Source organism: Actinokineospora baliensis (genome assembly GCF_016907695.1).
GTDB classification, from domain to species: domain Bacteria; phylum Actinomycetota; class Actinomycetes; order Mycobacteriales; family Pseudonocardiaceae; genus Actinokineospora; species Actinokineospora baliensis.
Map to the genome: position 1 here is coordinate 3,372,991 of NZ_JAFBCK010000001.1, position 7,010 is coordinate 3,380,000.

The 7,010-nt window shown below is 70.2% G+C and carries 7 protein-coding genes; all 7 read left to right on the top strand.

The annotated features are described in order from the left end of the window. Position 1 precedes the first annotated feature (1 nt). The 7 genes from argF (at position 2) to tyrS (ending at position 6,774) form a co-directional block, all read left to right on the top strand. Positions 2-922, top strand: coding sequence for an ornithine carbamoyltransferase (gene argF, locus JOD54_RS16185; RefSeq protein WP_204451326.1), 921 nt, complete (start codon positions 2-4; stop codon positions 920-922). Then, entirely contained in the window at positions 919-1,449 is a 531-nt protein-coding gene (locus JOD54_RS16190) for an arginine repressor (RefSeq protein WP_204451327.1), read from the top strand. Before argF ends, JOD54_RS16190 begins: the two co-directional genes overlap by 4 nt. Beyond that, on the top strand, positions 1,442-2,638 hold the full coding sequence (locus tag JOD54_RS16195; RefSeq protein WP_204451328.1) for an argininosuccinate synthase: 1,197 nt from the start codon (positions 1,442-1,444) through the stop codon (positions 2,636-2,638). Before JOD54_RS16190 ends, JOD54_RS16195 begins: the two co-directional genes overlap by 8 nt. A gap of 67 nt (positions 2,639-2,705) precedes the next feature. Beyond that, the gene (gene argH / locus JOD54_RS16200) at positions 2,706-4,133 is read left to right on the top strand and encodes an argininosuccinate lyase (RefSeq protein WP_204451329.1); all 1,428 of its coding nucleotides are present in this window, start codon (positions 2,706-2,708) and stop codon (positions 4,131-4,133) included. Next, complete coding sequence (locus JOD54_RS16205; protein WP_204451330.1) at positions 4,106-4,831, top strand: hypothetical protein; 726 nt, start codon at positions 4,106-4,108, stop codon at positions 4,829-4,831. Before argH ends, JOD54_RS16205 begins: the two co-directional genes overlap by 28 nt. Next, the gene (locus JOD54_RS16210) at positions 4,825-5,451 is read left to right on the top strand and encodes a DNA-3-methyladenine glycosylase (RefSeq protein ID WP_307860099.1); all 627 of its coding nucleotides are present in this window, start codon (positions 4,825-4,827) and stop codon (positions 5,449-5,451) included. Before JOD54_RS16205 ends, JOD54_RS16210 begins: the two co-directional genes overlap by 7 nt. Before the next feature lie 48 nt (positions 5,452-5,499). Beyond that, positions 5,500-6,774 carry a tyrosine--tRNA ligase gene (gene tyrS / locus JOD54_RS16215; RefSeq protein WP_204451331.1) on the top strand — a complete coding sequence of 425 codons (1,275 nt, stop codon included), beginning with the start codon at positions 5,500-5,502 and terminating at the stop codon, positions 6,772-6,774. The last annotated feature ends 236 nt before the right edge of the window (positions 6,775-7,010 follow it).

Genomic DNA, 7,010 nt, shown 5'->3' on the forward strand with positions numbered 1-7,010 from the left:
CATGCCCAGGCACTTCCTCCGCGACGACGACCTGACCCCCGCCGAGCAGCGCGAGATCCTCGACCTCGCCGACCGGCTCAAGGCCACCCCGCTGGAGCACCGCCCCCTGCAGGGCAAGTCCGTCGCGGCCATCTTCGAGAAGAACTCCACCCGCACCCGGGTGTCCTTCGAGGTGGGCGTCGCCCAGCTCGGCGGCACCTCGGTGATCGTCGACGGCCGCACCATGCAGCTCGGCCGCGAGGAGACCATCGAGGACACCTCCCGGGTCCTGTCCCGCTACGTCGACGTCGTCGTCTGGCGCACCTACGCGCAGAAGCGCATCGAGGCGATGGCCTCGGCCTCCCGCATCCCGGTCGTCAACGCGCTCACCGACGAGTTCCACCCCTGCCAGGTGCTCGCCGACCTGATGACCATCCGCGAACGGCACGGCACGCTCGCGGGCGTCACCGCCACCTACCTCGGCGACGGCGCCAACAACATGGCACATTCCCTGCTGCTCGGCGGCGCCACCGCTGGCATGCACGTGCGCGTCGTCGCCCCGGCGGGCTTCGAACCGCGCCAGGACATCCTCGCCGACGCCACCAAGCGCGCCGAGGAGACCGGCGGCTCGGTCACCGTCCTCGACAACCCGCACGCCGCCGTCGACGGCTCCGACGTGCTGGTCACCGACACCTGGACCTCCATGGGCCAGGAGAACGACGGCCGCGACCGGGTCAGCTCGTTCCGCACGCTGCGCATCGACGCGGCCCTGCTGGCCAAGGCCGCCCCCGGCGCGATCGTGCTGCACTGCCTGCCAGCCCACCGCGGCTGGGAGATCACCGACGACGTGCTCGACGGGCCTGCCAGCGCCGTGTGGGACGAGGCGGAGAACCGGCTGCACGCGCAGAAGGCCCTGCTGAGCTGGCTGGTGACCCACCCGTGACCACCTCGGCCGCCACCAGGGCCGCCCGGCAGGCCCGCATCGTCGAACTCGTCAGCGAACGCGCCATCCGCAGCCAGACCGAGCTCGCCACCCTGCTGCACGCCGAGGGCATCGAGGCCACCCAGGCCACCCTCTCGCGCGACCTCGACGAACTGGGCGCGGTCAAGCTGCGCGGCGCCGACGGCGGCGCCCCGGTCTACGTCATCCCCGAGGACGGCAACCCGGTGCGCGGCGTGCAGGGCGGCACCTCCCGGCTCACCCGCCTGCTCACCGAACTGCTCGTCTCCGCGGACGGCTCGGCGAACCTGACCGTCCTGCGAACCCCGCCCGGTGCCGCGCAATTCCTGGCCAGCGCGATCGACCGGGCCGCACTGCACGAGGTCGTCGGCACCATCGCGGGCGACGACACCCTCATGGTCATCTGCCGGGAACCGGTGACCGGCCTGGAACTGGCCGACCGGTTCACCGCGATGGCCGCCCGCACGGGCAGCAACGACGTGGCAAAACGAGGAGAGAACAATGAGTGACAGGGTGGTACTGGCCTACTCCGGTGGGCTCGACACGTCGGTGGCCATCGGCTGGATCGCCGAGGAGACCGGGGCCGAGGTCGTCGCGGTCGCCGTCGACGTCGGCCAGGGCGGCGAGGACCTCGACACCATCCGCAAGCGGGCACTGGAGTGCGGCGCGGTCGAGGCCGTCGTCGCCGACGCCCGCGACGAGTTCGCCGAGCAGTACTGCCTGCCCGCGCTGCAGGCCAACGCCCTCTACCAGGACCGCTACCCGCTGGTCTCCGCGCTCTCGCGGCCGGTGATCGTCAAGCACCTGGTCGAGGCCGCCAAGTACCACGGCGCGAGCACCGTCTCGCACGGCTGCACCGGCAAGGGCAACGACCAGGTGCGCTTCGAGGTCGGCATCGGCGCCCTCGCCCCCGACCTCAAGGTCATCGCCCCGGTCCGCGACTTCGCCTGGACCCGCGAGAAGGCCATCGCCTGGGCCGAGGACCGCAACCTGCCCATCGACGTGTCCAAGAAGTCGCCGTTCTCCATCGACCAGAACGTCTGGGGCCGCGCGGTCGAGACCGGCTTCCTCGAGGACATCTGGAACGCGCCCACCGAGGACGTCTACGACTACACCGCCAACCCGGCCGAGCCGCGCGACGCCGACGAGGTGGTCATCACCTTCGACAAGGGCGTCCCGGTCGCCATCGATGGCGAGACGGTCACCGTCCTGCAGGCCATCCAGGAGCTCAACCGGCGCGCGGGCGCCCAGGGCGTCGGCCGCCTCGACATGGTCGAGGACCGGCTGGTCGGCATCAAGAGCCGCGAGGTCTACGAGGCGCCCGGCGCGATCGCGCTGATCACCGCCCACCAGGAGCTGGAGAACGTCACCGTCGAGCGCGACCTGGCCCGCTTCAAGCGCGGCGTCGAGCAGCGCTGGACCGAGCTGGTCTACGACGGCCTGTGGTTCTCCCCGCTCAAGGAGGCCCTCGACACCTTCATCGCCCGCAGCCAGGAGTACGTCACCGGCGACGTCCGGGTCGTGCTGCACGGCGGCCGCGCCGTGGTCAACGGCCGCCGCTCCGAGCAGGCGCTCTACGACTTCAACCTCGCCACCTACGACGAGGGCGACACCTTCGACCAGTCGCTGGCCAAGGGCTTCGTCCAGCTCTGGGGCCTGCCGTCGAAGATCGCCGCCAAGCGCTCCCTGCACCACTGATCCCGACCCGGGCGCGGACAGGTCCGCCTGCCGCGCCCGGGTGCGCCCGTCCAGGAAGGACCCTTCGTTGAGTCAGCAGGAACCCACCGCTCTGTGGGGTGGGCGGTTCAGCTCCGGACCCGCCGAGGCCATGGCCGCGTTGAGCTTGTCGACCCACTTCGACTGGCGACTGGCCACCTACGACATCGCCGGTTCCCGAGCGCACTCGATGGTCCTGCACCGCGCGGGCCTGCTCACCGACGCCGAGCTGACCGGCATGCTCGCCGCTCTGGACACCCTCGAGCGCGACGTCCTCGACGGCACCTTCACCCCCGTGGCCGCCGACGAGGACGTCCACACCGCGCTCGAACGCGGCCTGATCGACCGCGCGGGCACCGACCTGGGCGGCAAGCTCCGCGCGGGCCGCTCCCGCAACGACCAGATCGCCACCCTGTTCCGCATGTACCTGCGCGACGCGGCCCGGCTGGTCGCGGGCGGCACCCTCGACGTCATCGCGGCACTGGTCAGCCAGGCCGACCGCCACCCGGGCGCGCCGATGCCCGGCCGCACCCACCTGCAGCACGCCCAGCCCGTGCTGCTCGCGCACCACCTGCTCGCCCACACCCAGGCCCTGCTGCGCGACGTCGACCGCCTGCAGGACTGGGACCACCGCACCGCGATCTCGCCCTACGGCTCCGGCGCGCTCGCAGGCTCGTCGCTGGGCCTCGACCCGGCCGCGGTCGCCAAGGAACTCGGCTTCGACGCCCCCACCGAGAACTCCATCGACGGCACCGCCGCCCGCGACTTCGCGGCGGAGTTCGGCTTCGTGGTCGCCATGCTCGGCGTGAACCTGTCCAGGATCGCCGAGGAAGTGATCATCTGGACCACCGCCGAGTTCGGCTACGCCACCCTCGACGACGCCTGGGCCACCGGCAGTTCGATCATGCCGCAGAAGAAGAACCCGGACGTCGCCGAGCTCGCCAGGGGCAAGTCCGGCCGCATGATCGGCAACCTCGCCGGCCTGTTGGCCACCCTCAAGGCCCAGCCGCTGGCCTACAACCGGGACCTGCAGGAGGACAAGGAGCCGGTCTTCGACTCCATCGCCCAGCTCGAACTCGTGCTGCCCGCCATGGCGGGCATGCTCGGCACGCTGACCTTCGACACCGACCGGCTCGCGGCGCTGGCACCGGCGGGCTTCACCTTGGCCACCGACATCGCCGAGTGGCTCGTGCGCGCGGGTGTGCCGTTCCGCGTCGCGCACGAGGCGGCGGGGGAGTGCGTGCGCCGCGCTGAGGCGCGCGGAGTCGGTCTTGAAGACCTCTCCGACGACGAGCTCGCGGCGGTCAACCCGGCGTTGACTCCCGAGGTGCGGGACGTGCTGACGGTCTCCGGTTCGATCGCCTCGCGCGACGCGTACGGTGGGACCGCGCCCCAGCGGGTCGCGGAGCAGCGCGAGCGGGTCGTGCGACGAGTCGAGGAGTACCGGACGTGGTCGGAGCAGGTCATCCGGAAGTAACCCGCGTCCTCTTCGTCGGCAACAGCTTCACCTACTTCCACAACCTCCCCGAGCTGGTGGTCGCCTTGGCGCGACCCGACCGCGCCGTGGCCGTGGCAACGATCGCCACACCCGGCGCGGTCCTCGGGGAGACCTGGGCGTCAGGCGCACCCGCAGCCGCCTTACGCGACGGCTTCGACTACATCGTCCTGCAGGAACAAAGCACCCTTGGCGGCGAGTTGCTGGTCGACGGCATACCCCGACCACAAGACTCCGCCAAGTTCCACGCGTCTGTCCGCTCCGCCATAGCCGACGTCGCCGGCACTAGCGCGACCCCAGTGCTCTACATGACCTGGGCCAGGCAAGACGACCCCGACGCGCAGCACGCCTTGGCACACGCCTACACCTCTATCGGCAAGGAGCTCGATGTCGCTGTGTCGCCGGTCGGCACTGCGTGGCGCACCGCGTTGACCGAGCGCCCTGACCTGGTCCTCCACGACGAAGATGCCAGCCACCCCGCTCCAGCGGGCTCTTACTTGGCCGCGTGCGTGCTCACTGCCACCCTCTTAGGGCTGGATCCGCGGGGACGCTCCCGACGCATCACCGGTCAAGCCATCGACTCAGAAGGCGTCCTAGGGGAACTCGACAGCACGTTGGTCGACCTGTCCGAGGCAGACGCCGCGTACCTCCAAGACGTCGCCTGGCGCGCCGCGTGCTGACCCGCGAAGACCTCGCCGTCGACCCCGTCGACGCCTCGAAGCTCCTCCTCAACGCCACTCTTAGAGCCGACAGCGCCGAAGGCACGGTCGAAGTCCGCATCGTCGAGGTCGAGGCGTACCGCGGCGGAGACGATCCGGCCTCCCACTGCTACCGCGGTAAGACCCCGCGCAACGAGGTCATGTTCGGTCCCGCCGGGCACCTCTACGTGTACTTCGTCTACGGCATGCACTTCTGCGCCAACGTGGTGTCCCTGACCGATGGCGTGCCCGGTGCGGTTCTACTACGCGCGGGTGAGGTCATCAGCGGCCTAGAGCTCGCCCGCGCCCGGAGACCCGCTTCCCGCTCGGATGCCGAACTCGCCAAGGGACCCGCCCGCCTCACCTCCGTGCTCGGCCTCAAGGCGGACCACAACGGCATAGACCTGACCGACCCGAGCTCTCCCGTTCGCCTCTATAGGGGCGACCCCGTCCAACCCGACCAGATCCGCGTCGGCCCACGCGTAGGTGTTGCCGTGGCCATCGACGTCCCCTGGCGGTTCTGGGTCGACGGCTCCAAGGCCGTGAGCTCCTACCGCCGCGGCGGTAAGAGGGGCGTTGTGCGGGTGGTACCCACCCGGTAGCGCAAACCCGGTGGTCGGCGACCGTAAGCGGCAGGGAAGATAGCGGCCGTGAGTGAACACATCCTCGACGAGCTGACCTGGCGCGGTCTGATCGCGCAGTCCACCGACCTCGACGCACTGCGCAAGGACCTCGACGCGGGCCCACTCACCCTCTATGCGGGTTTCGACCCCACCGCGCCCAGCCTGCACGCGGGCAACCTGGTGCCCCTGCTGATGCTGCGCCGCTTCCAACGCGCGGGGCACCGGCCGATCGTGCTCGCGGGCGGGGCCACCGGCATGATCGGGGACCCCCGCGACACCGGTGAGCGGACCCTCAACACCCTCGACGTGGTCGCTGAGTGGGCCGACCGCATCCGCGGCCAGCTCGAGCGGTTCGTCGACTTCGACGACTCGCCCACCGGTGCCGTCGTGGTCAACAACCTCGACTGGACCCGCGACGTGTCCGTCCTCGACTTCCTACGAGACACCGGCAAGCACTTCTCGGTGAACGTGATGCTCGCCAGGGAGACGGTCAAGCGCCGCCTCGAGTCCGACGGCATGTCCTACACCGAGTTCAGCTACCTGCTCTTGCAGTCCCACGACTACCTGCGCCTGCACGAGGCATACGGCTGCAAGCTCCAAGTAGGCGGCTCCGACCAGTGGGGCAACATCATCGGCGGCGTGGAACTGACCCGGCGGGTGGCGGGCACCTCCGTGCACGCGCTGACCGCGCCTCTTGTCACCGACGCCGAAGGTCGCAAGTTCGGCAAGTCCACCGGCGGTGGCAACGTGTGGCTCGACCCCGCACTGACCTCCCCGTACGCGTGGTACCAGTACTTCGTGAACGTGGGCGACGCCGACGTCTTGCGCTACCTGCGGCTGTTCACCTTCTTGAGCCAAGAGGAGATCCAGGCCCTCGAACAGGACACCGCGGAACGCCCCCACCTGCGAGCCGCCCAGAAGCGGCTCGCGGAGGAGTTCACGACCCTCGTGCACGGGGCGCGTGAGACGACCCAGGTGATCGCTGCGAGCCAGGCCCTCTTCGGCAGGGGCGAACTCGCCGAGCTGGACCTCTCGACGCTCGACGCCGCGATGGCGGAAGCGCCTAGTGGCACGGTCCGGCTCGCTGACGGGCCAACGATCGTTGACCTGCTGATCGCCTCTGGGCTGGCCGACAGCAGGGGAGCGGCCAGGCGCACAGTCAACGAGGGTGGCGCCTACGTGAACAACGCGAAGGTGACCGACGAGGCCTGGGTACCCGCCAAGGAGGACCTGCTGCACGACAAGTGGCTGGTCCTGCGGCGGGGCAAGCGCAACACCGCAGGGGTGCAGGTCCACGCCTGAGCCCATCCGAGTGGTCCTCCAGTGACCCGCAGTGGCCGTCGTCCTCTCCTGGGCGGCGGCCACTGCTGTTTCCGCAGCTCAGCGGGGTGTGCGCCGGGGCGGACGGGCAACCTTCGAGAAAGTTCGAGTGACGGCGGTCACATACACAGGCGTTGGAGGGTGGGTTACGGTGGTTTTGCGGCCCGACACAGGGGTGGTGACCTGCGGTTTCACCCTGTGGTGGGTAACTGGGGGTG